The following is a 23,316-nucleotide window of genomic DNA, read 5'->3' as shown; positions in this document are numbered from 1 at the left end:
CGATGTGGGTGAGGATCGTGTGGAGTCGGGCGCTGTGCGTGATCGTGGTGCGCGGCCTTCGTCTCGTGAGCCGCTACTCACCGTTGTAATCGATCGTCGGCGGCTGCGGCGGGGTGGTGCGGCATCACGATGCTCCGTCGGGACCGGTATGCTTCTCCACGACGGCAGGTTGCCCGAGCGGCCAAAGGGAGCGGTCTGTAAAACCGTCGGCTCAGCCTACGATGGTTCGAATCCATCACCTGCCACCATCCCGCAGTTCCCGGGGATCATGCTTCTGTACAGGCTCGGATCCACAGGCCCGGGGCATCGCTCCGGGCCTGTGCGCGTGCGGTCGCGGATGCTCCTTGTCGCCGGGCGGTCAGGTGTTCGCGGCGGCATCCAGGTCCGCCCGGGTCAGGACGGGGTGCAACGTCAGACCGAGCTCGGCGAGTCTCTCCCGGCAGCCCTCCTGCCGGTCGATCACGCAGAGCACGTGTTCCACGACCGCTCCGGCATCCCGCAGTACCCGGGTCGCGTCGAGCACGGCACCACCGGAGGTGACCACGTCCTCGATGAGGACGACGTGGCGTCCGGTGACGTCGCCGCCCTCCGCGATGCGTCGGGTGCCGTATTCTTTGGCCTTCTTCCGGACGAACCGGGCGGGCAGGCCGGTGCGCTGGGAGAGCAGAGTCGCGAGGGGCACTCCGCCGAGTTCGAGTCCGGCGAGGATCTCCGCGCCGGGCGGCACCAACTCGGTGAGTCCGGCCACCACCGCGGCGAGCAGCGCCGGGTCGGCTTCGAAGAGGTACTTGTCGAAGTACTCGGTGCTTGTCCGACCCGACCGGAGCAGGAATGTCCCGGTCAGATGGGAAGCAGCCCGAACCTGGGCGGCCAGCGCCGCGTTGTCGTTCACGTCTGCTCACTCTAGGACCGGTTCCCAGCCGGGATGCCGGCCGCAGACGGTCACCGGTGGTCGTTAAACAGTCACCGGTGACCGGTGACCAGAAACCGTGGCTCGTGGGCCGCCACGGCCGGGGCACTACCGTGGCCTCATGTCGTCGGCTGAGGCGGAGCGCGCGGTCCCGCTGTTCGTCTACGGGACGCTGCTGTTCCCCGAGGTCGTGCGGGCGCTCATCGGACGCGTGCCCCAGGCGGGGCCCGCTACGGTCACCGGCTGGCGGGCCGCCCGGCTGCGTGACCGGCTCTATCCGGGCCTCGTGCCCACGGCCGAGGCGGACGGGCCGGATCGGGCCACCGCCGGCCTCGTCCTCTTGGGGCTCGCCCCACGGGAACGGGCGATCCTCGATGCCTTCGAAGGCGAGGCCTACGAAGCCCGTCCGCTAGTCCTGGCCGACGGGCTACCCGCCATGGCCTACCTTTGGCGCGACCTCGCCGAGGCGATGCCGGAGAACTGGGACGCCCGCGTCTTCGCCGACCGTCATCTCACCGACTACGCCCTGCGATGCGTCACCTGGCGGGCGGGGCTGGCAGATCCGGCACCCTGACCGCGAGCTGACCGCGAGTCGCCGTTCAGCCGGTGGTGGGCGGCCGCGGACCCTCCTCGCGCCGGATGCCGCCCCCGGAGGTCACCCGGGTGCCACCGGTCTCGGCGAGGCGACCGACTCCGGCCTCACGCCCGGCGGAGACCCCGGCCTGGTCGCTCGGATACGGCTCCTCGTACCCGGCTCTGGCCCGAGGAGCATCGTAGGTGCACAGTGCGTAGATGACGACTACGTCGATCGCGATGATGACGACAGACCAGACCGGGAACGCTGCAAGGAACGCCAGCTGCCCGATGGCGTTGATCGCCGCGATTGCGACACCTCCCCAGCGGGCGGCCTCGTTACGGGCCGCGATGCCGAAGGCGATCAGTATCTCGACGACGCCGACCACGATCCACAACCAGCCCCAGAAGGTGGTGTCGGCGTAGATCACGCTGGCCCCGCCGTTGAGGTTGTTCACTACGACGGTGTAGTCGCGCAGGGACGCGATGCCGTAGATCAGGTTGTGGAAGCCGACGATGAACATGATGACGGCGGCGAAGGTGAGCCATCCGTTCAGCGGGCGTGCCACCCGTGTTCCTGCCATCTCATCCTCCCCGGTCGTACTCGCGGCGGATCGCTCTGCCCGCATGGTGCGGTCCGTCGTTGTTCGGTGGTCATACGACTACCTCTCCGCCGCGTAGGTGCGATACCCACGGTAGACCGCCGTCACCCATCGTCGTGTCCGTCGGGCCGGAGATGGTTCTCGCCGGCCCGGGACACGATCAGGGAGCGATGCCGGCGCCACCCGCCGCACCCACGCCACTTCTGCCGGTCCCACTCTTGCCGGCGGGCAGTGTCGTGACCGCGTTCGTCGCCGCGCTCCAGCGGAGCTTGCCGAACTGGAAGGCGCTCTCCCGTCCGCCCGGGACCGAGTACTCGTCGGTGATCGGAGGCCCGAGGCTCGACGTCGTGCCACCGAGGCCCAGATAGGTCTGCAGGATGCGGCCGTGGACCTCGTGCGCGCCGATGGCCGGGTGCCAGTAGATCCAGCCACCCTGGAACCTCGCCTGAAGCGTCTCCGAGGCCGTGGCGTACTCGACACCGCTCACTGGTCGGTGCAGGAAGCTGTTCGTTCCGCCCAGCTCCAGGAACTTTGTCGCGATGGATCCGTGCAGGGCCCGTACGCTGGTCGCCACGGACCAGAAGGCCAGGCCGTTGGAGTATCGCTGCCAGCGACCGCCACCGCCGGCGGGCAGTTCGCTGTCGACGGGCGTCCCAACGGCCAGACGGTTCAGCCCGGCGGTCGCGTACCACTTCTCGATCTCGCTGTGGGTGCCGTCGGCCTGTGCGGCGAGCGCGGTCGGCGTGCAGCACAGCACGTTCAGATCGACGTTGCCCATGATCCCCGGGACATTTCCACTCGAGGTGTACTGCCACAGCGCCCACTTCGTCCAGCCGCCGGGCAGCCAGCCCGGGGTCGCCTTGTTGTTGTAGATGGCGAACCAGAACGGATACCGGGCGAAGCTGTGGTCGTCCGCCAGTTTCTTGGTCCAGAACGAGCGGTACGTGTAGAGGATGGGCGCCCGGCCGGTCTCGGTCTCGATCTTCTCGAGGAACGCCCTCGTCCAGGCGGCCAGCGTGGCGGGATCGAGTCCTCCGTCGTCCTCGAGGTCGAGCACGGGGGCCAGCTGCCCGGCGGCGCGGGTCAGCCCGCTCACCGTGATGAAGCGCTGTGCCTGGTCCACTGCGGTCGAGATCGGCCGCGCCGGCCGCGCGTAGTGATAGGCCCCGACCACCAGACCGGCCTTGGCGGCCGCCTCCCGGTCCGCGGCAAAGTACGGATTGGTGTAGTTCGTTCCTTCGGTGGCCTTAATGATCGCAAAGCTCAGGCCGGAGCCGCGCGCTGCGATCCAGTCGATGGGGCTGCCGCCGGGATGCTGCCAGGAGGCCACGTCGATCCCCCGTGGCCAGGTCGGGGACGGCACCGCGCTCTGGGCGACTCCGGTGGTCGCGGTCAACGCCCCCGCGGTGATGGCCAGCGCCGCGATGCTCGTCACCCGCTGGGGGAGGGGGATCGGCAGCAGGGACGGGCGGGTGTCGACCCGCCGCCGTGCCGACCCCGACGGAGGGCCGTGACCTTCTTCATCCGGGCGGCCAGGCGTGGGGGCGGTGGTCGGCAGAGCGGTGGTCGGCAGGGTGGTGGTCGTCGGCACGGTGTCGTCGGCGGTGGGACCGGGCCGGACCTTGCGCGTCGTCGGATACCGGCTGGAACGGTGCGTAGGACGCATGGGCAACCCTCGATGCTCGGGAGGCGATGCTGGGGAGGCTCGCCAGGCAGTTGGCTACGCTGGCAGCGGCGCACCAACAGGTGCTCCATACGCTAAGCATCGAAGAGATTACTTACAGCTATCAGCGTGAGTGGCGTCCAAGTAGGTTGCTACGGCTAGTTGTTCCCGCCGGCAATCTCCGCATGTTTCGATGGAACGGAGTGAGGGTCGGGCGTACTGGCGTGCCATGGGGCGGACCTGGCGACCAGGACGGGGGGTCGTTTCCGACCCGCGTAGCGCCGACGTGGCCTACGGAGGCCCTCGCGCCGGTCGCCGGGGAGGATCGGTCGCCGGGGAGGATCGGTGGGTTCGGGGGCGAAGCGGGTGAGGGGGCCACCCAACCCCGCCCGTCGTCGTGTAATCTGAGCTCCGCGACCTCGCCCCTTTAGCTCAGTCGGCAGAGCGTCTCCATGGTAAGGAGAAGGTCTACGGTTCGATTCCGTAAAGGGGCTCCACGTTCTGCCTTCGGGTGGGTTCGTGTCCGGGGGGGATGTCCGCCGGTCCTCCCGCGGGGTAAGATATTGGTCGGGCCGCCGCAACCAGGTGGACCATCTCAGCGGTGTAGCTCAGTCTGGCAGAGCAAGCGGCTCATAATCGCTGTGTCGCCGGTTCAAGTCCGGCCACCGCTACCAGCAGGGTGCGGCCTGCCGCGAAGCCCGTGCGGGATCGCGGTTCGCCACGCCGCCCGACCTGTTCAGTAACCGACTCAGGAAGAGGCATCACGCCGTGGCCGCCACCGATGTCCGCCCGAAGATCACAATGGCGTGTCAGGTGTGTAAGCACCGGAACTACATCACGCGCAAGAACCGTCGCAACGACCCGGACCGCCTCGAACTGAAGAAGTTCTGCCCGAACTGCGGCAAGCACACGGAGCACCGCGAGACGCGCTGACGTCGTTCTGGCGGCTGCCCATCGGCGCGTCCGGGCGCCTGTCCCCACGTGGACAGGCGGGGTGGCGGGGTCGCTGAATCCTTCGTGTACTTATCTACGTTCCGCCCCGGTAGCCGGTCAGGGAAGTCCTGGGCCGGCTAGCTGGCATGCCGGCCCAGATTATCGACCGGTGGCGGGCGATGTGGTAACCACGTAGAGACACCCTGGTCATCCCGCTGATGGCGCGATCGGAGTTGCGATGCCGCTCAATCAGGACTTCGTGGGACGAAGCTCGGTCTCCTCCGTCCCGTTCCAGGTCGGGCGCGAGCACATCCGGAGGTTCGCCGAAGCGATCGGGGACGACAACCCGCTGTACCACGATCTGGAGGCCGTGAAGGCCGCTGGTTATCCCGATCTCGTGGCCCCACCCACGTTCCTCATCACAGTGATCCCCGGAACCCTCGGGGTGCCCACCGACGATCCGGAGCTCGGCCTCGACTTCTCCCTGGTCGTCCACGGCGAGGAACGTTTCGTGTTGCTTCGGCCGGTGGTGGCCGGCGACGAGCTGATCTGCACCTCGACCCTGACCGGCATCCGGTCCGTGGGGACCAACGAGGTGCTCGTCGTCAACTACCAGTTCGCCACGATCTACGGAGAGCAGGTCGCCACCGGCGTGTGTGGGCTGGTCTCGCGCGGGACGGCTCCGCCGAGGCACCGATGACACCTTTGCCGACAGGGTTGCCGGCAGTCCCGCCGGCCCCGCTCGGCTCCGGCGACCGCGCGTTGCGCACGTTCCGGGCGACCCCGGGCGTCCTCACGATCTGGAGAACGATGACCGCCACGGTGAGCTACGACGACGTCGAGGTCGGCACCGAGCTGCCGGAGCGGCTTTTCCCGTTGCGCCGGGATGATCTTGTCCGGTATGCCGGTGCATCCGGCGACTTCAACCCCATTCACTGGAGCGATCGGGCGGCCGCCGAGGCCGGCCTGCCGGGAGTGCTGGCGCACGGCATGCTGACCATGGCTATGGCCGCGCGGCTGGTCACGGACTGGCTTGGGGACCCAGGCGCCGTGGTCGAGTTCGGGGTGAAGTTCTCCTCCCCGGTGATCGTTCCCGACGACGGTGTCGGCGCGACGGTGTCCGTGCGTGGCGTGGTCGAGAAGAAGCTCGACGACAACCTGGTAGTGGTGAATCTCACCACCCGATGCGACGGCAAAAAGGTCTTGATGGCGGCCCGGGCGACCGTCCGGCTGCGCTGAGGCCTGCCGCGCGGCGGGGGACTGGCCGCCGGGCTGCCCGGCGGCCTCAGGCCGCCTCGGCAAGCAGGGCGGAGAGGCGGCTGACTCCTTTAACGAGATCGTCGTCGCTCAGCGCGTAGGACAGTCGAGCGAAGCCGGGAGTCCCGAAGGCCTCACCCGGCACGATCGCGACCCCGGCCTCCTCAAGGATCAGCTGGCACAGATCCGCGGACGTGGTGGGGGTACGGCCGCGCAGGGTGCGTCCGAGCACGTCCTGCACCGACGGATAGCAGTAGAACGCCCCGTCGGGCAGTGGGCAGCGGATCCCGGGCGTCTGCGACAGCAGACGGTGCATCGTCTGCCGGCGGCGGTCGAAGGCGGTACGCATCTTGGCGACCGCGTCCAGCGGGCCGGCGACCGCGGCGAGCGCGGCGGCCTGGGCGACGTTCGAAACGTTCGATGTCGCGTGGGACTGGAGATTGGTCGCGGCGGCCACGGCGTCCGCCGGCCCGATCAGCCACCCGACCCGCCATCCCGTCATCGCGTAGGTCTTCGCGACCCCGTTGACGATGATGCAGCGTTCCGCGAGCTCGGGTACCTCGGCGAGGACGGAGGCGAACCTCGTCTCGCCGTAGACCAGATGCTCGTAGATCTCGTCGCTGATGACCCAGATCCCGGCCTGCTCGGCCCACCGCCCGATCGCGCGGATCTCCTCGGGGGTGTGGACGGCGCCGGTCGGGTTCGACGGGGAGTTGAACAGCAGAACCTTGGTCCGCGGGGTGCGTGCCGCCTCCAGTTGTTCCACCGTCACCCGGTACCCGGCTTCCGGACCGGTGACGACGTCGACCGGGACACCCCCGGCCAGCCGGATCGACTCCGGGTAGGTCGTCCAGTATGGGGCGGGCAGGAGCACCTCGTCCCCCGGGTCGAGCAGCGTCGCGAACGCCGCGTAGACAGCCTGCTTGCCGCCGTTGGTCACCAGGACCTGGCTCGGTGAGACGATCACCCCCGAGTCTCGGGCGGTCTTCTCGGCGATGGCCTGCTTCAGCTCCGGCAGGCCCGCGGCCGGGCTGTAGCGGTGCATGCGGGGCTCGCGGCATGCCTTCTCGGCGGCGGCGACGATGTGGTCCGGGGTCGGGAAGTCCGGTTCCCCGGCGCCGAACCCGATCACGTCGCGGCCCGCGGCGCGCATCGCCTTGGCGGTGGCGTCGACGGCGAGCGTTGCGGAGGGTGCGATCCCCCCGATGCGGTGCGAGATCCTGCTCATGGCCGCCATGCTGCCACGGCTGTCACATGTGTGTCGGATGCACGTCGGACGTACCGCGGGATCCGTCCGGACCGTCCGGCAACGGTCGGCCCGTCCGGCCGCATCCGTTCGAACCTCCGTGACAGGCTGCCAGCCCCCGCTGCCCCCCGCTGCCGCCTCGGGCCCCCGCTGCCCCTCGACGCGATCGCCGTACGCGGAGTCGCCGTACGCGGAGTCCAGGCGGCAAAGGGGTATGCTCGATCCGCTCGGGTACCCATTCCGGTACATCACCGTGCGGCTGAGCTATGCACTACGTCTGGGCTATGTGCTACGTAGCGCATAGCCGGGGTATGGTGGCGTAGCGGTCGCAAGGATCCGGGTGTGTGTCTAGGGGCGTGGCTCAATTGGTAGAGCACCGGTCTCCAAAACCGGCGGTTGCAGGTTCGAGTCCTGTCGCCCCTGCGCTGTTCGACAGCTGGCTGGTCCGATGACCTGACTGGTCCGATGACGCTGGTCCGATGACGGAGTGGGTGGAGTTGAGTGGCGACCGATACCCGTGACGCGGCACCGCGCCCCAAGCGGGCTACGCGTGCCGCGGGTCGACGTCGGTATCGGCCACTTGTGTTCATCCGCGAGGTCATGGCGGAGCTACGGAAGGTCGTCTACCCCGGGCGGAGTGAGCTGATCACCTATGTGCTGGTCGTGCTCGTCTTCGTCAGCGTGATGACGGCGTTCGTGGCTACCCTCGACTTCGGCCTCACGAAGGCGGTTCTCGCGGTCTTCGGCTGACGGGCCCCACCGGCCGGACAGGCCGGGGCCGAGGCAGGCGGTGGTCGCTGGAGCTGCCCGTCGGCGAGCGGGCTGCCCGTCCGGCCCCACGCCCGCGCAGCGCCGCTCCGCGGGTCCACAGCAGCAGAAGTGTTCACGAGAGTAAGGATCGTCCGCGTGTCCCAGTCGCCCGAGCACGCCTCTTCCGAGCAGGGGGAGGCCCTCGCCCGTCTCGATCCCCTCGCGGCGTTCGAGCACGACGAGGTGGCGAGCACGGACGCTGGCGCCGAACTTGGCGGCGTCTACGCCGCCGCCGAGACCGATCCCGAGGGTGCTTTCCCGGCCTCCCCGGCGGTCGGGACGGTGCCGCCGGCCCTGACGGACGACGATGCCGACGACGCCGATGACCTGCGGCGGGCGATCGAGGACGCGCCCGGCGAGTGGTACGTCGTGCACTCCTACGCGGGGTACGAGAACAAGGTCAAGACCAATCTCGAGACCCGGATCTCCAGCCTCAACATGGAGGACTACATCTTCCAGATCGAGGTGCCCACCGAGGAGGTCCCGGTGGTCAAGAACGGCAAGCGGCAGCTTGTCCAGCAGAAGAAGTACCCAGGTTACATCTACGTCCGGATGGATCTGACCGATCAGTCGTGGTCGGCGGTCCGCAACACCCCGGGTGTGACCGGGTTCGTCGGGCTCACCAACCGGCCCTCCCCGCTGCGCCGGGAGGAGGTCCTCTCGATCCTCGCCCCGGCTGCGCCGAAGGAGAAGAAGGTCGAGACCGTCCGGGTGCAGGAGTTCGAGGTCGGCGAGTCCGTCACCGTCATGGACGGCCCCTTCGCCACGCTCCCGGCGACCATCAGCGAGATCAACCTCGACGCCCAGCGGCTGAAGGTGCTGGTCTCGATCTTCGGTCGGGAGACGCCCGTCGAGCTGCAGTTCAATCAGGTCGCGAAGATCTGATCCGCTCCGTAGAACCCCGGTAGGAAGACGAGCACATGCCTCCCAAGAAGAAGAAGATCACCGCGATCATCAAGCTCCAGATCAACGCCGGCAAGGCCACCCCGGCGCCGCCGGTCGGCCCCGCGCTGGGTCAGCATGGCGTGAACATCATGGAGTTCTGCAAGCAGTACAACGCGGCGACCGAGTCGCAGGCCGGCAACGTCGTGCCGGTCGAGATCACCGTCTACGACGACCGGTCCTTCACCTTCGTCACGAAGACCCCGCCGGCCGCGCGGCTCATCCTCAAGGCCGCGGGCGTGGAGAAGGGCAGTGGCACCCCGCGCCGGGACAAGGTTGCCAAGCTCACCGCGGCGCAGATCCGCGAGATCGCCCAGACCAAGCTCCCGGACCTCAACGCCACCTCGATCGAGGCCGCCGAGAAGATCATCGCTGGTACCGCCCGATCCATGGGTATCACGGTCGGCGAGTAGTACGCCCTCGAGTTTCCCCCACCACCGGACCGACCAGTGGGAGGGCGGCCGGGCGCAGGTGCCGGGTGGACAGGACGTGTCCACGTCGCCGCGCCCCTTCGACGGCCGTCCGCCATCACCACGAGGAGACAGACAGTATGAAGCGCAGCAAGGCCTACCGCGCCGCGGCCGAGAAGATCAACTTGGAGAACCTCTACAGCCCGCTGGAGGCGGTCCGCCTCGCGCAGCAGACCTCGACGACGAAGTATGACGCGACGGTCGAGGTTGCGATCCGGCTCGGGGTCGATCCTCGTAAGGCCGACCAGATGGTCCGTGGCACGGTCAACCTGCCGCACGGCACCGGGAAGTCCCCCCGCGTCGCCGTCTTCGCCGCCGGGGAGAAGGCCGCTGAGGCGAGCGCGGCCGGGGCCGACATCGTCGGTAGCGACGACCTGGTCGCCCGGATCCAGGAGGGCTTCCTGGAGTTTGACGCGACCGTCGCGACGCCCGACCAGATGGCGAAGGTCGGTCGGATCGCTCGGGTCCTGGGCCCCCGCGGCCTGATGCCGAACCCGAAGACCGGCACCGTGACGCTGGACATCGGCAAGGCCGTCTCCGACATCAAGGGTGGAAAGATCAACTTTCGGGTAGACAAGCAGGGTAACCTGCATATCGTCATCGGGAAGACGAACTTCACTGACACCCAGCTGATCGAGAACTACACGGTTGCCCTGGATGAGATCGTCCGGGTGAAGCCGTCCGCGGCCAAGGGCCGGTACCTGAAGAAGGTCACCTTCACGACCACCATGGGCCCGGGTATCCCGGTCGACCCGAACCGCACCCGCAACCTGCTCGACGAGGGTGCCGCCGCCTGATCCGGCCCGTCCGGAGGCTCTCGCCCGTCCGGAAGCACCGCCGCGCGAAGCCATGCGTGCGGCCGCCGGGCGGGCGAACAGCGACGAACAGCCGCGGACAACAATCGCGTACACTGATATCCAGTTCCACACCGAAGACCGCTGGTTGCCGTCTCCGTTCCCGTCGAGGGTCACTCCTCGTCCGGTTCGACCGACGGCCGAAGGCCCCGGGTTCTCCGGGCGGCCCGCGCAGGTGACGGACGGGAAGCTCCGTGACGGATGCACGCAGCCGGGTGACGCACCCGGTAGCGCCACCGCCGCCCTTCACGCCCCGTGCGCCTGCGCCGGGGCGTTCGTCATGTTCCGGGGGCGTTTCCGGATGACCAGCCGACACCCCGAAGGAGCCCCATGGCGAAAGCTGAGAAGACCGCCGCGGTGGCGGAGATCGTCGAGGAGCTCCGTGGCTCGACCGCCGCGGTGCTCACGGAGTACCGCGGTTTGACGGTGAGCCAGCTCACCGAGCTGCGGCGTGCCCTCGGCGAGGGCACGCGCTACTCCGTGGTCAAGAACACTCTGACCAAGATTGCGGCGGAGCAGGCCGGGGTCACCGGACTCGACGACCTGTTCGTCGGGCCGACCGCTGTCGCTTTCGTCAGCGGCGACCCGGTCGAGGCGGCCAAGGGCCTGCGCGACTTCGCTCGGGCGAACCCGGCATTGGTGCTCAAGGGCGGCTTCGTCGAGGGCAAGCCGATGACCGCCGACGAGATTCGCAAGCTTGCGGATCTCGAGTCCCGCGAGGTCCTGCTGGCGAAGCTGGCCGGGGCGATGAAGGGCACGCTGGCCGGGGCCGTCGGGCTCTTCGCCGCTCCGCTGTCCCAGGTGGCCCGGCTTGCGGAGGCGCTGCGCGAGCAGCGCGAAGGCCAGTCCGTCGGCGCCGCCGAGCAGCCGGCCGCCGAGGCTGCCGCCGAATAGCCGAACGGCGCCACCATGGTGCCGCCCCGAGGTCACAACCAGGTTGCTCGCAGTCACGAGCAGGCCACCCCGAATCAGGCATGACAAGGAAGGAACCGCCACCATGGCGAAGCTGTCGACCGGAGAGCTGCTGGACGCCTTCAAGGAACTGACCCTGCTGGAGCTCTCGGAGTTCGTGAAGCAGTTCGAGGAGACCTTCGGCGTCACCGCCGCGGCTCCGGTCGCCGTGGCCGCAGCCCCGGCCGCCGATGGTGCGGGCGGCGAGGCGCCGGCCGCCGAGGAGCAGGACGAGTTCGACGTCATCCTTGAATCCGTCGGTGACAAGAAGATCCAGGTCATCAAGGAGGTCCGTGCGCTGACCAGCCTCGGGCTGAAGGAGGCCAAGGACCTCGTCGACGGGGCTCCGAAGCCGGTCCTGGAGAAGGTCGCCAAGGAGGCGGCGGACAAGGCGAAGGCGGCCCTCGAGGGCGCCGGCGCCACGGTCACCGTCAAGTAGTACCGGCAGTCCGAGCAGTACCGGCAGCACCTCGCTGCCCTGGGACGCCCCGCCCGGCGATGTCCGTCGCCGGGCGGGGCGTCTCTTGCGGCCGCTCGGCGTGGCCGTGGCGGACACCCCCGTGCCGGGGCACCTCTCTGCGGTGCCCCGGCACGTGCTGTCTGGAAGGCCCGGAAGGTCCACCGCAGGCGGCCCGATGCACAGATGGGCAGGTCGGGTCCGTTCGTGACGTTTTCCGAAGGGGGTTGACGGCCTCTGTGGATCGGAGTTCCATCAAGTTTGCGAACCCTCGTCGGGAGCAGATGCGGTGCGCTACGTCCTCCCTGCGTGGTCCCATCACGCAGATCCTTGCCAGCGGTGTGCCCTTCGGCTACACTGCTAGTTTGCGCTGCCCTTCTCGTTGTATCGACCTCGCCGACACCGTGCCGTTGGTGACGGTCGGCCCTGTTCGGGGGCTGGTATGCACCGTGAGGCGGTTCCGGTTACGTGGTCCGGAGCGGTACTCGCGGTCGGTCCGGGACGATGCGGAGGCGCGCTGGTCGTGCCGGAGTGTGGCACGGCTGTACGGCTGCCACACCGAGGACCCTGAGCGAGCCCCTTGCCCATACACCGATCCGTTGTTCTCAGCGGACACTCGTGTCGCCGCGCGCACATGCCGTGGCGATGCTTTCGCGTGCCCGTTGTCGGCCGCACATCCGCTACGCAGGACGCCCGGGGGTCGGCCTCCACGTTCCGCGGCCATCGTCTCACCGGTGGGGCACCCCCCGCCGCCGTTCCTGACAACCGTAGCGAGACACTGATCACCTGACCATTCCCCGACGGATACTTGACGTCCGCGACGCCAGCCCGACGATCAGGCCACCGGAAGGACCACCTTGGCCGCCTCGCGCTCTTCTTCCCGCATCTCCTTCGCTAAGATCATCGAGCCCCTCGAGGTCCCGGATCTCCTTGCTCTTCAGACGCAGTCCTTCGATTGGCTGATCGGTAGTGACGCCTGGGCGGAGCGGGTGCAGGAGGCCATCGATTCCGGCCGTGACGACGTTCCGATCACCTCGGGTCTCGAGGAGGTCTTCGAGGAGATCTCCCCGATCGAGGACTTCGCCGGCTCGATGTCACTGTCCTTTCGGGACCACCGGTTCGAACCGCCCAAGTACTCCGTGGAGGAGTGCAAGGACAAGGACATGACCTTCTCGGCCCCGCTGTTCGTCACGGCCGAGTTCACCAACAACACCACCGGCGAGATCAAGAGCCAGACGGTGTTCATGGGTGACTTCCCGCTCATGACCCCGAAGGGCACCTTCGTCATCAATGGCACTGAGCGCGTGGTGGTCAGCCAGCTCGTGCGCTCCCCGGGGGTCTACTTCGAGCGCAGCCTCGACAAGGCCTCCGACAAGGACCTGTACTCCTGCAAGGTGATCCCCTCCCGGGGAGCCTGGCTGGAGTTCGAGATCGACAAGCGCGACACCGTGGGCGTGCGGATCGACCGCAAGCGCCGTCAGTCCGTCACGGTGCTGCTCAAGGCGCTCGGCTGGGACGAGGCCCGCATCCTCGAGCGGTTCGGTGACTTCCCGTCGATGCGCATCACCCTGGAGAAGGACCACACCGCCGGCCAGGACGATGCGCTGCTCGACATCTACCGCAAGCTGCGCCCGGGTGAGCCGCCGACACGGGAGTCGGCGCAGACCCTGCTGGAGAACCTCTTCTTCAACCCGAAGCGTTACGACCTCGCCAAGGTCGGTCGCTACAAGGTCAACAAGAAGCTCTCCCTCGACGTTGCTCACGACATCGGCGTTCTCACCGAGAACGACATCGTCCGCACCATCGAGTACGTCGTCAAGCTGCACGCGGGCGCCGATCCGGCCGAGTACGAGGTCGACGACATCGACCACTTCGGCAACCGTCGCCTGCGCTCGGTCGGCGAGCAGATCCAGAACCAGGTCCGGCTGGGACTTGCCCGGATGGAGCGGGTCGTCCGCGAGCGGATGACTACGCAGGATGTCGAGGCGATCACGCCGCAGACCCTGATCAACATCCGGCCGGTCGTCGCCTCCATCAAGGAGTTCTTCGGCACCAGTCAGCTCTCGCAGTTCATGGACCAGACGAACCCGTTGGCTGGTCTGACTCACAAGCGCCGGATGAACGCACTTGGCCCAGGCGGCCTTTCTCGAGAGCGGGCGGGCTTCGAGGTTCGCGACGTGCACCCCAGCCACTACGGCCGGATGTGCCCGATCGAGACGCCGGAAGGCCCGAACATCGGTCTGATCGGCTCGCTGTCGACGTTCGCCCGGATCAACCCGTTCGGCTTCGTTGAGACGCCGTACCGCAAGGTCGTGGACGGCCGCGTCACCGACGAGATCGACTACCTGACCGCCGATGAGGAGGACCGGCACGTCAAGGCGCAGGCGAACGCGCCGCTACGGCCGGACGGAACGTTCGCGGAGGACCGTGTCCTGGTCCGCCGCAAGGGCGGTGAGGTCGAGTTCATCCCGCCGGATGAGGTCGACTACATGGACGTTTCGACCCGTCAGATGGTCTCCGTGGCCACTGCCATGATCCCGTTCCTCGAGCACGACGACGCCAACCGCGCGCTCATGGGCTCCAACATGCAGCGCCAGTCGGTGCCGCTGCTGCGCTCCGAGGCGCCGCTGGTCGGCACCGGGATGGAGGCCCGCGCGGCCAAGGATGCCGGCGACGTGGTCGTCTGCGCCCAGGCGGGGGTGGTCGAGGATCTCTCGGCTGACTACATCACTGTCATGCACGACGACGGCACCCGGCGCACCTACCGGCTGGCGAAGTTCCGCCGGTCGAACCAGGGCACCTGCATCAACCAGAAGCCGATCGTGAACGAGGGCGACCGGGTCGAGGCCGGCCAGGTCATCGCGGACGGCCCGTGCACCGACAACGGTGAGATGGCGCTCGGCAAGAACCTGCTGGTCGCCTTCATGCCGTGGGAGGGGCACAACTACGAGGATGCGATCATCCTGTCCCAGCGTCTCGTCCAGGACGACGTGCTGTCCTCGACCCACATCGAGGAGCACGAGGTCGACGCCCGCGACACCAAGCTCGGCCCGGAGGAGATCACCCGGGACATCCCGAACGTCGCCGAGGAGGTTCTCGCCGACCTCGACGAGCGGGGGATCATCCGGATCGGCGCCGAGGTCTCGCCCGGCGACGTCCTGGTCGGCAAGGTCACACCCAAGGGCGAGACCGAGCTGACCCCCGAGGAGCGCCTGTTGCGCGCGATCTTCGGGGAGAAGGCCCGGGAGGTCCGTGACACCTCGCTGAAGGTGCCGCACGGTGAGTCCGGCAAGGTCATCGGCGTGCGGGTGTTCTCCCGCGAGGACGGCGACGAGCTCCCGCCCGGGGTCAACGAGCTGGTCCGGGTCTACGTCGCCCAGAAGCGGAAGATCACCGACGGGGACAAGCTTGCCGGCCGGCACGGCAACAAGGGTGTCATCGCCAAGATCCTGCCCGTCGAGGACATGCCCTTCCTCGAGGACGGCACCGCCGTCGACGTCGTGCTCAACCCGCATGGCGTGCCGCGCCGGATGAACCTCGGCCAGATCCTGGAGACCCACCTCGGGTGGGTTGCCAAGACCGGCTGGCAGGTCGACTCCGGCACCGAGGACTGGAAGGAGCGGCTGCGTGGCATCGGCGCGGACGCCGCCCCGGCCGGCACCAACGTGGCGACCCCCGTCTTCGACGGTGCTCGCGAGGAGGAGATCACCGGCCTGCTCGACTCCACCCTGCCCAACCGCGACGGCGTCCAGCTGATCGGCTCCTCCGGCAAGGCCAAGCTGTTCGACGGCCGGACCGGTGAGCTGTATCCCTACCCGGTGGCGGTCGGCTACATCTACATCCTCAAGTTGCTGCACCTGGTCGACGACAAGATCCACGCCCGGTCGACCGGTCCCTACTCAATGATCACCCAGCAGCCCCTGGGTGGTAAGGCGCAGTTCGGTGGCCAGCGGTTCGGCGAGATGGAGGTGTGGGCGCTGGAGGCATACGGCGCCGCCTACGCCCTGCAGGAACTGCTGACCATCAAGTCCGACGACGTCGTGGGCCGGGTCAAGGTCTACGAGGCGATCGTCAAAGGCGAGAACATTCCGGAGCCCGGTATCCCGGAGTCGTTCAAGGTGCTCATCAAGGAGATGCAGTCGCTGTGCCTCAACGTCGAGGTGCTCTCCAGCGATGGCGTGCAGATCGAGATGCGTGACACCGACGAGGACGTCTTCCGTGCGGCGGAGGAACTCGGGATCGACCTGTCCCGGCGCGAGCCGAGCAGCGTCGAGGAGGTCTGACGGACGCCGGGGGTCCGACGCCCCCGCCCTGATGGGCGGCGAGGCCTCCGGCGGCTCCATCCGACTCCAGCGTCCCGACCGAGAAAGAGAGAGCAGGCGACAGTCTTGCTGGACGTCAACTTCTTCGACGAACTGCGCATCGGTCTCGCCACCGCGGATGACATCCGCCAGTGGTCGCACGGTGAGGTCAAGAAGCCGGAGACGATCAACTACCGCACCCTGAAGCCGGAGAAGGACGGACTCTTCTGCGAGAAGATCTTCGGTCCCACCCGGGACTGGGAGTGCTATTGCGGTAAGTACAAGCGGGTCCGCTTCAAGGGCATCATCTGCGAGCGCTGCGGCGTCGAGGTCACCCGCGCCAAGGTGCGCCGCGAACGCATGGGGCATATCGAGCTCGCCGCCCCAGTCACCCACATCTGGTATTTCAAGGGTGTTCCGAGCCGGCTCGGCTACCTGCTGGACTTGGCGCCGAAGGACCTCGAGAAGGTCATCTACTTCGCCGCCTACATGATCACCAAGGTCGACACGGAGGCGCGTCACCGCGACCTGCCCACCCTCGAGGCCCGCATCGGCGTCGAGAAACAGCAGCTCGAGGACAAGAAGAACGCCGACGTGGAAGTCCGGCAGAAGCGGCTCGAGGCCGACCTCGCGCAGCTCGAGGCCGAGGGCGCCAAGGGTGACGCGCGACGCAAGGTCCGCGAGTCGGCCGAGCGCGAGATGCGCCAGATCCGGGACCGGGTGCAGCGTAAGATCGACGATCTCGACCGGGTCTTCGACCGCTTCAAGAACATGAAGGTCCAGGACCTGGAGCCGGACGAGCTGCTTTATCGCGAGCTGCGCGACCGCTTCGGTGCGTACTTCGACGGCGGCATGGGCGCCGAGGCGCTGCAGCGGCGGCTCGCTGACTTCGACCTGGGCGCCGAGGCCGAGTCGCTGCGCGAGACCATCCGCAGCGGCAAGGGTCAGAAGAAGGCCCGCGCGCTCAAGCGGCTCAAGGTTGTCTCGGCGTTCCTGAACACCCGCAACTCCCCGATGGGGATGGTGCTCGACTGCGTCCCGGTGATCCCACCCGATCTGCGCCCGATGGTGCAGCTCGATGGTGGCCGGTTCGCCACCTCGGACCTCAACGACCTGTATCGCCGGGTGATCAACCGGAACAACCGGTTGAAGCGGCTGCTCGACCTCGGCGCGCCCGAGATCATCGTCAACAACGAGAAGCGGATGCTGCAGGAGGCCGTCGACGCGCTGTTCGACAACGGCCGCCGCGGCCGGCCGGTCACCGGCCCGGGTAACCGTCCGCTGAAGTCGCTGTCCGACATGCTCAAGGGCAAGCAGGGCCGGTTCCGCCAGAACCTGCTGGGCAAGCGGGTCGACTACTCCGGCCGTTCGGTCATCGTCGTCGGTCCGCAGCTCAAGCTGCACCAGTGCGGTCTGCCCAAGCAGATGGCGCTGGAGCTGTTCAAGCCGTTCGTGATGAAGCGCCTGGTGGACCTCAACCACGCGCAGAACATCAAGTCGGCGAAGCGGATGGTCGAGCGGGCCCGCCCGGTCGTGTGGGACGTGCTCGAGGAGGTCATCACCGAGCACCCCGTGCTGCTCAACCGGGCGCCGACCCTGCACCGCCTCGGCATCCAGGCCTTCGAGCCGCAGCTCGTCGAGGGCAAGGCCATCCAGATCCACCCGCTGGTCTGCACGGCGTTCAACGCCGACTTCGACGGTGACCAGATGGCGGTGCACCTGCCGCTGTCCGCCGAGGCGCAGGCCGAGGCGCGGATCCTGATGCTGTCGAGCAACAACATCCTCTCGCCCGCATCGGGCCGGCCGCTGGCGATGCCGAGCCTCGACATGGTGACCGGGGTCTTCCATCTGTCCCGCCTGGCCGAGGGGGCGCTCGGCGAGGGGCGGTCGTTCTCCAGCGTCGCCGAGGCGCAGATGGCGTTCGACGCCCGGGAGATCGCCCTTCAGGCGAAGATCAAGGTGCGGTTGCGGGACACCACCCCGCCGTCGGACTGGGTCCCGCCCGCCGACTGGGTCACCGGGGACGTGTTCACCCTGGAGACCACGTTCGGCCGTTGCCTGCTCAACGAGGCGCTGCCGGAGGGCTACCCCTTCATCAACGCCCAGCTGAACAAGAAGGCACAGGCCGCGATCGTCAACGACCTGGCTGAGCGGTACCCGAAGATCCAGGTAGCGGCGACCCTGGACGCCCTGAAGAGCGCCGGTTTCTACTGGGCCACCCGGTCCGGGGTCACCGTCGCGATCGAGGACGTCGTCGCGCCGCCGAACAAGGCCGAGATCCTCGACGACTACGAGCAGCGTGCCGACCGGGTCCAGAAGCAGTTCGACCGCGGCTTCCTGTCCGATGAGGAGCGCCGCAGCGAGCTGGTCCAGATCTGGACCGAGGCGACCAACAAGATCGCCGAGGCGATGGAGGAGAACTTCCCGGCGACCAACCCGGTCTACGTGCTGGTCAACTCCGGAGCCGCTGGAAACATGATGCAGATCCGGCAGCTCGCCGGCATGCGTGGCCTGGTCTCCAACCCGAAGGGTGAGATCATCCCGCGGCCGATCAAGGCGAACTTCCGCGAGGGTCTGACCGTGCTGGAGTACTTCATCTCCACCCACGGTGCCCGTAAGGGACTCGCTGACACCGCCCTGCGCACCGCGGACTCGGGGTACCTGACTCGGCGGCTCGTCGACGTCAGCCAGGACGTCATCGTCCGCGAGGAGGACTGCGGCACCGAGCGCGGCATCCTCACCCGGATCGCCCGCAAGGGCGCCGACGGGGTGCTGGTCCGGGACCGGTACGCCGAGACCTCGGCGTACGCGCGGACGCTGGCTTCCGACGCGATCGACGCGAACGGCGAGGTCATCGTGCCCGCCGGCACCGACGCCGGGGACGTCGCGATCAGCCAGATCATCGAGGCCGGCATCGAGCAGGTGCGGGTCCGCTCGGCGCTGACCTGCGAGTCCCGGATGGGAGTGTGCGCCCAGTGCTACGGGCGCTCGCTCGCCACCGGCAAGCTGGTCGACGTCGGTGAGGCCGTCGGCATCGTCGCCGCGCAGTCCATCGGTGAGCCCGGCACCCAGCTGACGATGCGTACCTTCCACAGCGGTGGCGTCGCCGGCGACGACATCACCCAGGGCCTGCCGCGTGTCGTCGAGCTGTTCGAGGCGCGCAGCCCGAAGGGCAAGGCCCCCATCACCGAGGTCTCCGGCCGGGTGAAGATCGAGGAGACCGAGAAGACCTTCAAGGTCGTGGTGGTGCCGGACGACGGCAGCGACGAGATCGCCTACCCGGTCTCGCGGCGTTCGCGCCTGCGGGTCCGCGAGGGCGACCACATCGAGGTCGGCAGCCAGATCGTCGACGGTGCCGTCGACCCGCACGAGGTGTTGCGCATCCTCGGGCCGCGCCAGGTCCAGCTCCACCTGGTGGACCAGGTCCAGGAGGTCTACCGGTCGCAGGGTGTGTCGATCCACGACAAGCACATCGAGATCATCATCCGCCAGATGCTCAAGCGGGTGAACGTTCTCGAGTCGGGTGACACCACCCTGCTGCCCGGTGAGCTCTGCGAGCGGGCCCGGTTCGAGGCGGAGAACCGTCGGGTGGTGGAAGCCAGTGGCCAGCCGGCCTCGGCCCGCCCGGTCCTCATGGGGATCACCAAGGCGTCGCTGGCGACCGAGTCGTGGCTGTCGGCCGCATCCTTCCAGGAGACGACCCGGGTGCTCACCGACGCGGCGATCAACGCCCGGTCGGACTCGCTCGTCGGCCTGAAGGAGAACGTCATTATCGGAAAGCTCATCCCGGCCGGCACCGGGATCTCCCGGTACCGCAACATCCGGGTCGAGCCGACCGAGGAGGCACGTGCGGCGATGTACTCCGTCGGTGCCTACGAGGACGGCGGCGTCGATTACGGCGCGTTCGGCACGGGCTCCGGCCAGGCGGTCCCGCTGGACGAGTTCGACTACCGCAGCTCGGGAGACTTCCGCTGAGCAGGTCGCGAGGCTGACCGAGCGGAGCTGACCAGAGCCCGACCGAAGCCCGATCGATCAGGACCGGCCCGGCGCCCTCACCAGGGTGCCGGGCCGGTTGCGCGTCCAGGTCCGGAGCCCGCTGGTGGGACGGCGCGCAGAGGCGAAAATCGGTAGGATAGGGGCAGGCACCTGCGGTGGCGGTGGAAGGTAGCGGCGGTGTGATTCTGACCGGCGACCACGACGACCTGAGTCGGTTGGCCGCGCCTTATCGGACAGTGGCCATCGAATCGCTCCCCGGCAGTTGACGTGACCGGGGCTGGCCGTTTTATGACCGGGTGGACCGAGATTCGCCGGGAGCGAATGATCTACGAGGATGAGGCCATTCTCGTGCTCGACAAACCCGTCGGCATCTCGGTTATGGGAGAGCGGCACGACACCGATCTCGTCACCCTCGCCGGGGATGACGGCGAGGAGCTGTTCCCGGTGCACCGCATCGACAAGGTCACCTCGGGCCTGGTGCTCTTCGCCCGGCAGTTGCGGTTCCACGGTGATCTCACCCGGCAGTTCCAGCGCCGCACGGTGGACAAGCGATACCTCGTCTTGACCCGGACCCGTGGACTGCCCGCCTCGGGGACCATTGATCTGCCGCTGAGCGTGGGGCGCAAGAGTCGGGTCCGGGTGGCGGCGAACCGGGCCGACATCATGGCCGGCCTGGCGGAGATGGCCCCCTTGGCGGAGGTTCCCCGGGCAGGGCTTGCCCCGACCGGCGCGGGCGTCGGACGATTCCGCCCGCCGCGGTGTTCTCCCACGTCCGGACATACCCGTCCGTCACGACCTTCATCCGGGTATGGGAGGGCGGTGAGTACACCCTGCTCGCAGTCACGCCGGTCAGCGGGCGGCGCCACCAGATCCGGGTGCATCTGGCCTGGATCGGGCACCCGATCGAGGGCGATCCGCTGTTCGGCCGGGGTGCTACCGCCCGCACCCTGCTGCACTCGTGGCGGCTCGCCTTCGATGCGGCCTGGGCCGGCGGCTCCCGCATCGAGGTCGAGGCGCCCCCCGGAGCCGACTTCTGGGCCCCGGTACGCGCGCATCTGCCGGCCGGCCCGGCGGCGGCCCTCCTCGGGAACGTGGCGGGTGGGTCAGGAATAGGCGGTTTCGCGTAGCTCGCCGTAGACCCGGACCAGGTCGGGCAGCTGATAGTGCGCGTTCAGGCCGCTCGGATTGGGCAGGAGCCAGATGCCGGCGGGTCCCAGGGTCTCCGCCTGGCGGCCGACCTTCGCGCTGCGGCGCCCGAACCCGATCCGGTAGGCGGCCAGGCCGAGGAAGGCCACCCACCGGGGCGAGACCCGTTCGACGAGTTCGGTGAGCCGGGGCACGCCGGCGCGGACCTCGTCATCGCTGATCTCGTCGGCGCGCGCGGTGGAGCGGTGGACGAGATTGGTGATGCTGATGCCCCGGCGGGCCAGTTCGTCGGTCTCGCTGGGATGCAGCCGGCGTGGGGTGAAGCCGGCGAGGTGCAGCACCGGCCACAGCCGGTTGCTCGGCGTGCCGAAGTGAAAGCCGGTGGCCCCGGACTCGAGGGACGGATTGATCCCGCAGAGCAGCACGACGGTGGCCGGGGCGACCAGGTCCGGGACGGTGGTCCCGTAGGCCGCGAGCAGCTCGTCCCGGCTCGGCCGGCGTCGGGCGGGGGCGGCCGCGAATCGCGCGCCGGCTGCGTCAGACATGTCCTCGCGGGCCTCCGATGCCGGTATCGTGCTGTCCCGTACAGCGTGCCAGTAGGTGCAGCGTGCCAGTACGTGGGGCCGTGCTGCTGCCCGCCTGTGCCGCTCGTCGAGTGCATGCGCTTGTCGAGTGCCATAGTGCGCGCGGGGTCTGCGGGGGATTTCGCCGGACACCCCCGTTCGACACCTGACGCGGGCGTGGAGTACTGTTAAGCCCTGTGGTCGGAGTCCACGTGGCTCCGGCGTGCGTCCTGCACTTCGATGTGGCGCCGTGGTGCTCGCTAGGTTGACGTAAAGTCACTATTCGGGTATCCGTCGGCGACTGTCGAGCTCGATTCCGCGAAGCGGACGGGCGGGCTGGCGTGCCCCTCACCGGAACTGGATTACCGCATCGAGGTTCCGGTCGAATGGCGCGACACGCCCGACCGCGTGGGTCGGAGAAGCCGCTCGAGGACACTCCGGTGGGTCGGGTGCGGACCACAGCAGCAGGGAGGCCGGCGTACCGGTCTGGTTGCCCAAGGCAGTACGACGAGGCGTGACAGGAACGGGAGCGGCGTTGCCCACGATCCAGCAGCTGGTCCGCAAGGGCCGGCAGGACAAGGTCGAGAAGACCAAGACCCCGGCACTCAAGGGAAGCCCTCAGCGTCGTGGTGTGTGCACCCGCGTCTACACGACCACCCCGAAGAAGCCGAACTCGGCCCTGCGCAAGGTGGCCCGGGTCCGGTTGAACAGCGGGATCGAAGTCACCGCCTACATCCCCGGGGTCGGCCACAACCTGCAGGAGCACTCGATCGTCCTGGTTCGCGGTGGCCGAGTGAAGGATCTTCCGGGTGTCCGGTACAAGATCGTCCGAGGCGCTCTCGACACGCAGGGCGTCCGTAACCGTAAGCAGGCTCGTAGCCGCTACGGCGCGAAGAAGGAGAAGGGCTGATGCCGCGCAAGGGGCCTGCGCCCAAGCACGCCGTGGTGGTCGACCCGGTGTACGGGTCGCCGCTGGTGACCGCGCTGGTGAACAAGGTGCTGTTGAGCGGTAAGAAGTCGGTCGCGGAGCGCATCGTGTACGGCGCACTCGAGGGTGCGAAGAACAAGACCGGCAACGACCCGGTCGTCACGCTCAAGCGCGCGCTGGACAACGTCAAGCCGACGCTGGAGGTGCGTAGCCGCCGGGTGGGTGGTGCCACCTACCAGGTTCCGGTCGAGGTTCGCGCCGGCCGGAGCACCACCCTCGCGCTGCGCTGGATCGTCGGCTACTCCCGGGCTCGTCGCGAGAAGACGATGACCGAGCGGCTGATGAACGAGCTCATCGACGCGAGCAACGGCCTCGGCGCCAGCGTGAAGCGCCGGGAGGACACCCACAAGATGGCGGAGTCCAACAAGGCCTTCGCCCACTACCGCTGGTGATCCGAGATGCCATCTGACGTACATTCCTTGCTGGCCAGGACCCGCAATATCGGGATCATGGCCCACATCGACGCGGGCAAGACCACCACCACCGAGCGCATCCTCTTCTATACCGGTGTGAACTACAAGATCGGTGAGGTCCACGAGGGCGGCGCCACGATGGACTGGATGGAGCAGGAGCAGGAGCGGGGGATCACCATCACCTCCGCGGCCACCACCTGTATCTGGCGCGACCACACCATCAACATCATCGACACCCCCG

Annotated in this window: 21 protein-coding genes, 4 tRNA genes and 1 pseudogene; 21 read left to right on the top strand and 5 right to left on the bottom strand. The window is 68.2% G+C overall.

Going from position 1 to position 23,316, the window contains the following annotated elements; all coding sequences use genetic code 11:
- Positions 1–163 precede the first annotated feature (163 nt).
- Positions 164–248 (top strand) — tRNA-Tyr (locus AC08OQ_RS04275).
- A 110-nt stretch (positions 249–358) separates the two neighbouring features.
- Here the strand turns inward: AC08OQ_RS04275 and pyrE are convergent.
- The gene (pyrE, locus tag AC08OQ_RS04270; protein ID WP_476599998.1) at positions 359–892 is read right to left on the bottom strand and encodes an orotate phosphoribosyltransferase; all 534 of its coding nucleotides are present in this window, start codon (positions 890–892) and stop codon (positions 359–361) included.
- Positions 893–1,031: 139 nt separating this feature from the next.
- Between pyrE and AC08OQ_RS04265 the strand changes: the two genes are divergently transcribed.
- Positions 1,032–1,484 (top strand): gamma-glutamylcyclotransferase family protein, encoded by a 453-nt coding sequence (locus AC08OQ_RS04265; protein ID WP_462185671.1) that lies wholly within the window; start codon positions 1,032–1,034, stop codon positions 1,482–1,484.
- Positions 1,485–1,509: 25 nt separating this feature from the next.
- On the opposite strand, the gene AC08OQ_RS04260 is transcribed toward AC08OQ_RS04265, so the two are convergent.
- Positions 1,510–2,052 (bottom strand): DUF7144 family membrane protein, encoded by a 543-nt coding sequence (locus AC08OQ_RS04260; RefSeq protein ID WP_476611909.1) that lies wholly within the window; start codon positions 2,050–2,052, stop codon positions 1,510–1,512.
- Positions 2,053–2,245: 193 nt separating this feature from the next.
- Entirely contained in the window at positions 2,246–3,751 is a 1,506-nt protein-coding gene (locus tag AC08OQ_RS04255; protein WP_476604488.1) for a GH25 family lysozyme, read from the bottom strand.
- Between the two features lie 418 nt (positions 3,752–4,169).
- Here AC08OQ_RS04255 and AC08OQ_RS04250 point away from each other — a divergent pair.
- From AC08OQ_RS04250 to AC08OQ_RS04230, 5 genes are all read left to right on the top strand, one after another.
- Positions 4,170–4,245, top strand: a tRNA-Thr gene (locus AC08OQ_RS04250).
- A 100-nt stretch (positions 4,246–4,345) separates the two neighbouring features.
- Positions 4,346–4,422, top strand: a tRNA-Met gene (locus tag AC08OQ_RS04245).
- Positions 4,423–4,516: 94 nt separating this feature from the next.
- Positions 4,517–4,681: a 50S ribosomal protein L33 gene (rpmG, locus tag AC08OQ_RS04240; RefSeq protein WP_009740545.1), complete on the top strand. Its 165-nt coding sequence runs from the start codon at positions 4,517–4,519 to the stop codon at positions 4,679–4,681.
- Positions 4,682–4,919: 238 nt separating this feature from the next.
- Positions 4,920–5,381, top strand: coding sequence for an FAS1-like dehydratase domain-containing protein (locus tag AC08OQ_RS04235; protein ID WP_476604487.1), 462 nt, complete (start codon positions 4,920–4,922; stop codon positions 5,379–5,381).
- A 110-nt stretch (positions 5,382–5,491) separates the two neighbouring features.
- A complete protein-coding gene (locus tag AC08OQ_RS04230) occupies positions 5,492–5,920 on the top strand; it encodes a MaoC family dehydratase (protein ID WP_476601594.1) in 429 nt (142 codons plus the stop codon).
- Positions 5,921–5,966: 46 nt separating this feature from the next.
- Here the strand turns inward: AC08OQ_RS04230 and AC08OQ_RS04225 are convergent, their stop codons facing one another.
- On the bottom strand, positions 5,967–7,175 hold the full coding sequence (locus AC08OQ_RS04225) for a pyridoxal phosphate-dependent aminotransferase (protein ID WP_462203597.1): 1,209 nt from the start codon (positions 7,173–7,175) through the stop codon (positions 5,967–5,969).
- Between the two features lie 359 nt (positions 7,176–7,534).
- On the opposite strand from AC08OQ_RS04225, the gene AC08OQ_RS04220 reads away from it, so the two are divergent.
- From AC08OQ_RS04220 to AC08OQ_RS04170, 11 genes and pseudogenes are all read left to right on the top strand, one after another.
- Positions 7,535–7,607 (top strand) — tRNA-Trp (locus AC08OQ_RS04220).
- Between the two features lie 78 nt (positions 7,608–7,685).
- On the top strand, positions 7,686–7,934 hold the full coding sequence (gene secE, locus AC08OQ_RS04215; protein WP_476603306.1) for a preprotein translocase subunit SecE: 249 nt from the start codon (positions 7,686–7,688) through the stop codon (positions 7,932–7,934).
- 156 nt (positions 7,935–8,090) lie between these two features.
- On the top strand, positions 8,091–8,879 hold the full coding sequence (nusG, locus tag AC08OQ_RS04210) for a transcription termination/antitermination protein NusG (RefSeq protein WP_476601591.1): 789 nt from the start codon (positions 8,091–8,093) through the stop codon (positions 8,877–8,879).
- Between the two features lie 35 nt (positions 8,880–8,914).
- Entirely contained in the window at positions 8,915–9,349 is a 435-nt protein-coding gene (gene rplK, locus AC08OQ_RS04205; RefSeq protein WP_476601592.1) for a 50S ribosomal protein L11, read from the top strand.
- Between the two features lie 137 nt (positions 9,350–9,486).
- Entirely contained in the window at positions 9,487–10,203 is a 717-nt protein-coding gene (rplA, locus tag AC08OQ_RS04200; protein ID WP_462185679.1) for a 50S ribosomal protein L1, read from the top strand.
- A 387-nt stretch (positions 10,204–10,590) separates the two neighbouring features.
- Positions 10,591–11,154, top strand: a complete 564-nt coding sequence (gene rplJ, locus AC08OQ_RS04195) for a 50S ribosomal protein L10 (RefSeq protein WP_462185680.1) — start codon at positions 10,591–10,593, stop codon at positions 11,152–11,154.
- 103 nt (positions 11,155–11,257) lie between these two features.
- On the top strand, positions 11,258–11,650 hold the full coding sequence (rplL, locus tag AC08OQ_RS04190) for a 50S ribosomal protein L7/L12 (RefSeq protein WP_476601593.1): 393 nt from the start codon (positions 11,258–11,260) through the stop codon (positions 11,648–11,650).
- An 875-nt stretch (positions 11,651–12,525) separates the two neighbouring features.
- Positions 12,526–15,951: a DNA-directed RNA polymerase subunit beta gene (gene rpoB, locus AC08OQ_RS04185; RefSeq protein ID WP_476611908.1), complete on the top strand. Its 3,426-nt coding sequence runs from the start codon at positions 12,526–12,528 to the stop codon at positions 15,949–15,951.
- A 105-nt stretch (positions 15,952–16,056) separates the two neighbouring features.
- Entirely contained in the window at positions 16,057–19,944 is a 3,888-nt protein-coding gene (locus AC08OQ_RS04180; protein ID WP_476611907.1) for a DNA-directed RNA polymerase subunit beta', read from the top strand.
- Between the two features lie 309 nt (positions 19,945–20,253).
- A pseudogene (locus AC08OQ_RS04175) lies at positions 20,254–20,544 on the top strand (pseudouridine synthase); the annotation flags it as partial.
- A 179-nt stretch (positions 20,545–20,723) separates the two neighbouring features.
- The gene (locus tag AC08OQ_RS04170) at positions 20,724–21,092 is read left to right on the top strand and encodes a pseudouridine synthase family protein (RefSeq protein ID WP_476598556.1); all 369 of its coding nucleotides are present in this window, start codon (positions 20,724–20,726) and stop codon (positions 21,090–21,092) included.
- Here the strand turns inward: AC08OQ_RS04170 and mug are convergent.
- Positions 21,069–21,656: a G/U mismatch-specific DNA glycosylase gene (gene mug, locus AC08OQ_RS04165; RefSeq protein ID WP_462185685.1), complete on the bottom strand. Its 588-nt coding sequence runs from the start codon at positions 21,654–21,656 to the stop codon at positions 21,069–21,071. The two genes, AC08OQ_RS04170 and mug, sit on opposite strands and share 24 nt — an antisense overlap.
- Before the next feature lie 553 nt (positions 21,657–22,209).
- Here mug and rpsL point away from each other — a divergent pair.
- From rpsL to AC08OQ_RS04150, 3 genes are all read left to right on the top strand, one after another.
- A complete protein-coding gene (rpsL, locus tag AC08OQ_RS04160; RefSeq protein WP_009740532.1) occupies positions 22,210–22,584 on the top strand; it encodes a 30S ribosomal protein S12 in 375 nt (124 codons plus the stop codon).
- The gene (gene rpsG, locus AC08OQ_RS04155; protein ID WP_009740531.1) at positions 22,584–23,054 is read left to right on the top strand and encodes a 30S ribosomal protein S7; all 471 of its coding nucleotides are present in this window, start codon (positions 22,584–22,586) and stop codon (positions 23,052–23,054) included. The genes rpsL and rpsG overlap by 1 nt, the downstream gene beginning before the upstream one ends.
- Before the next feature lie 6 nt (positions 23,055–23,060).
- The coding region (locus AC08OQ_RS04150; RefSeq protein WP_476611906.1) for a GTP-binding protein at positions 23,061–23,316 on the top strand (256 nt) is incomplete at its 3' end.

The sequence above is a fragment of the Frankia sp. CcCS3 genome (assembly GCF_977927575.1).
The sequence above is the reverse complement of the archived record's forward strand: the minus strand, read 5'-3'. Positions and strand labels throughout refer to the sequence as shown.

What these genes read in the sequence shown, in the direction of transcription:
- AC08OQ_RS04255 (WP_476604488.1), bottom strand. Translation starts at nt 3,751, where the DNA reads ATGCGTCCTACGCACCGTTCCAGCCGGTATCCGACGACGCGCAAGGTC.
- rplK (WP_476601592.1), top strand. Translation starts at nt 8,915, where the DNA reads ATGCCTCCCAAGAAGAAGAAGATCACCGCGATCATCAAGCTCCAGATC.
- rpsG (WP_009740531.1), top strand. Translation starts at nt 22,584, where the DNA reads ATGCCGCGCAAGGGGCCTGCGCCCAAGCACGCCGTGGTGGTCGACCCG.
- rplJ (WP_462185680.1), top strand. Translation starts at nt 10,591, where the DNA reads ATGGCGAAAGCTGAGAAGACCGCCGCGGTGGCGGAGATCGTCGAGGAG.
- AC08OQ_RS04225 (WP_462203597.1), bottom strand. Translation starts at nt 7,175, where the DNA reads ATGGCGGCCATGAGCAGGATCTCGCACCGCATCGGGGGGATCGCACCC.
- AC08OQ_RS04265 (WP_462185671.1), top strand. Translation starts at nt 1,032, where the DNA reads ATGTCGTCGGCTGAGGCGGAGCGCGCGGTCCCGCTGTTCGTCTACGGG.
- AC08OQ_RS04235 (WP_476604487.1), top strand. Translation starts at nt 4,920, where the DNA reads ATGCCGCTCAATCAGGACTTCGTGGGACGAAGCTCGGTCTCCTCCGTC.
- rplA (WP_462185679.1), top strand. Translation starts at nt 9,487, where the DNA reads ATGAAGCGCAGCAAGGCCTACCGCGCCGCGGCCGAGAAGATCAACTTG.
- rplL (WP_476601593.1), top strand. Translation starts at nt 11,258, where the DNA reads ATGGCGAAGCTGTCGACCGGAGAGCTGCTGGACGCCTTCAAGGAACTG.
- AC08OQ_RS04230 (WP_476601594.1), top strand. Translation starts at nt 5,492, where the DNA reads ATGACCGCCACGGTGAGCTACGACGACGTCGAGGTCGGCACCGAGCTG.
- mug (WP_462185685.1), bottom strand. Translation starts at nt 21,656, where the DNA reads ATGTCTGACGCAGCCGGCGCGCGATTCGCGGCCGCCCCCGCCCGACGC.